Annotated in this window: 4 protein-coding genes; all 4 read right to left on the minus strand. The window is 76.2% G+C overall.

Features of this window, described 5'->3' with window-relative positions:
* Positions 1-117: 117 nt before the first annotated feature.
* Entirely contained in the window at positions 118-303 is a 186-nt protein-coding gene (trpM, locus tag RIF68_RS33985; protein WP_309055326.1) for a tryptophan biosynthesis modulator TrpM, read from the minus strand.
* Positions 304-400: 97 nt separating this feature from the next.
* On the minus strand, positions 401-1,210 hold the full coding sequence (trpC, locus tag RIF68_RS33990) for an indole-3-glycerol phosphate synthase TrpC (protein WP_309055324.1): 810 nt from the start codon (positions 1,208-1,210) through the stop codon (positions 401-403).
* 142 nt (positions 1,211-1,352) lie between these two features.
* Positions 1,353-1,802, minus strand: a complete 450-nt coding sequence (locus RIF68_RS33995) for a DUF2752 domain-containing protein (protein WP_309055327.1) — start codon at positions 1,800-1,802, stop codon at positions 1,353-1,355.
* A gap of 400 nt (positions 1,803-2,202) precedes the next feature.
* On the minus strand, positions 2,203-2,457 hold the full coding sequence (locus RIF68_RS34000; RefSeq protein ID WP_309055325.1) for an HGxxPAAW family protein: 255 nt from the start codon (positions 2,455-2,457) through the stop codon (positions 2,203-2,205).
* Between the last annotated feature and the right edge of the window lie 111 nt (positions 2,458-2,568).

Here is a 2,568-nt window from a genome sequence, read left to right on the forward strand (position 1 = left end):
GGGCAGGTGCGGGTGCGGAACGCGCCCGCAAGGGCGCCGTCCCGTGTCCCGGCGGGACGAAGCCCACACGGGGACGGGAAGGGGCGCCGTCGGGCGCGGGGGGGCGCTACGGGGACGTCAGGAGACGCGCGCTCGGCGCGGGCGCCATCGCATGCCGTTGACCTGGCCGGGTTCGGACCCGATGACGTACCGCACCCGGCGGCCGTGGACACGGCGGGCGGGCGCGCGGCAGCCGCGGGGGCGGCAGCCCCTGGCCAGAGGGGCGTGCGCGGGCGCGGCGGCGGTCCGGAGCCGGGTGCGCATCGCGCGGGTGACACCGGCGGCCGCGACCGCGCCGAAGCCACCCGGGGCGGCGGGGCCCTGGATGATCGGCGTGGCGCGGCGGACGGTCATGGCGGGGTCAGCTCCGGCCGTGACGCAGGGCCGGGTGAGCGCCGGCGGCGACCAGGTCGGCGACGGCGGCCTTGGGGTCGCGGCCGGTGACGAGGGACTCGCCGACGAGGACCGCGTCGGCGCCGGCGTTGGCGTAGGCGATCAGGTCGTGCGGGCCACGGACGCCGGACTCGGCGACCTTGACGATGCCGGCCGGGATCTCCGGGGCGACGCGCTCGAAGGTGGAGCGGTCGACCTTCAGGGTCTTGAGGTTGCGCGCGTTGACGCCGATGATCCGGGCGCCCGCCTCGACGGCGCGCTCGACCTCCTCCTCGTCGTGGACCTCGACGAGCGGGGTGAGCCCGATGGACTCGGCGCGCTCGATGAGGGAGACGAGGGCCTCCTGCTCCAGGGCCGCGACGATGAGGAGCGCGAGGTCGGCCCCGTACGCCCGGGCCTCCCACAGCTGGTAGGCCGTGACGATGAAGTCCTTGCGCAGCACCGGGATGTCGACGCGGGCCCGGACGGCCTCCAGGTCGGCGAGCGAGCCGCCGAAGCGGCGCTGCTCGGTGAGCACGGAGATGACGGCGGCGCCGCCCGCCTCGTAGTCGGCGGCGAGACCGGCCGGGTCGGCGATCGCGGCGAGGGCGCCCTTGGACGGGCTGGAGCGCTTGACCTCGCAGATCACCGTGACACCGTCCCCGCGCAGCGCGGCGACGCCGTCCTTGGCCTGCGGCGCCTTGGCGGCGCGCTCCTTGAGCTCGTCGAGGGAGACCCGCGCCTGCCGCTCCGCGAGGTCGGCGCGGACGCCCTCGATGATCTCGTCGAGCACACTCACGCGAGAGGCCCCCTTCCGGGACGTTGTTGGTGATGATGAACCAGGTTCAGCCACTTCGATCCTATCCGCAGGAGGGCTCGGCGCTCGCATCGACGGGAGCGGCGTCCCACCTGCTGGGACCCGCGGGGTGGCCCGGCGGGCGTCACGGGACCAGCGCGGAGCCGAAGGGCAGGTTCCGGACCAGGGTGAAGAGGGCGAGGACGGCGCCGATCCCCCACCACCAGGCCGGGGAGAGATCGACGCGCATCGGGATCCCGCGGACGGCGCGGACCAGCCAGATCGCGATCAGGACGGCGAAGAGGCCGTAGCCGGCGACGGCGAGCGCGTTCGCGCCGAGCGCGGTGGGCAGGTCGCCGTGGACGAAGGCGTGGGCGCTGCGGAGACCGCCGCAGCCGGGGCAGTACAGGCCGGTGAAGCGCAGGAGCGGGCAGACGGGGTAGTGCCCGGGTTCGTTGGGGTCGACGGCCCCGACGTAGGCGAAGGCGGCGGCGACACCGGCGAGCGTCCCGGCGGGGGCGAGCAGACGCAGGGCGAGCGGCCGGTTCCGCGGCGGGGGCGCGGGAGCGTAGGGGTGGGGGTGGCCGTGCGGCATGGCATGCGGGTGCCCGTGCGGCGGCGGTACCGGGCCGGTGGCGGGGACCGGGGTGGGCGCGTACGGGTGCGGGTGCCCGTGCGGCGGCGGTACCGGGCCGGTGGCGGGGACCGGGACGGGCTCGGGGTTCCCGGGGCCGGGACCCTCGCGTACGGGGCCGGCGGCCCGGTCGGGGAAGGGCTCGGGCGCAGGGTCCTCCGGTACCGGCGCGGGGCCTTCGGCGCCGCGCGCCTCTTCGGGCCCGGGGGCCGCCGGGCGGTCCGGTGGGGCGGGGGTCTCGTCGGTCACGGCTCCGGCCGTCGGCTGCGGGTCCACGCCGTGATTCTCGCCCCTGACGCGCGAGGGCGCAGCCCGGCACGGCCGGACTGCGCCCTCGATCCGTCGAACGCGTCGTGTCGGGTCAGACGCGGGCCCGGGCGGACTCGGTCGCGGCGGCGCGGGCCGCGGCGACGTCCTCCGACTCCTTCGGCATGCCCAGACCGGCCGCCTTCATGGCACCGCCGACGATGCCGCCGAGCACGATGACGCCCACGCCGGCCCAGAAACCGGGCACGTTGGCCGCCACCATGAAGACCCCGGCGATGCAGAAGCCGATGAAGGAGATGATGACACCGGTCCAGGCGGCCGGGGTGTGTCCGTGGGCGCTGCCCGCCATGAGTTGCTCCTCGTTGCTGTTGCTCGGTGGTGAGGTCTCGCGTGCGCGGACACTCGGCTCTCATTGTCCCGCACGCGGGCGCGCGAGGGTGAATCGGGGGTGCCGGACGAT

Source organism: Streptomyces sp. (assembly GCF_031178505.1).
GTDB lineage: Bacteria > Actinomycetota > Actinomycetes > Streptomycetales > Streptomycetaceae > Streptomyces > Streptomyces gulbargensis.

Coding starts and splice junctions, on each gene's coding strand:
- trpM (WP_309055326.1), bottom strand. CDS start 303: ATGCGCACCCGGCTCCGGACCGCCGCCGCGCCCGCGCACGCCCCTCTG.
- RIF68_RS33995 (WP_309055327.1), bottom strand. CDS start 1,802: ATGCCGCACGGCCACCCCCACCCCTACGCTCCCGCGCCCCCGCCGCGG.
- RIF68_RS34000 (WP_309055325.1), bottom strand. CDS start 2,457: ATGGCGGGCAGCGCCCACGGACACACCCCGGCCGCCTGGACCGGTGTC.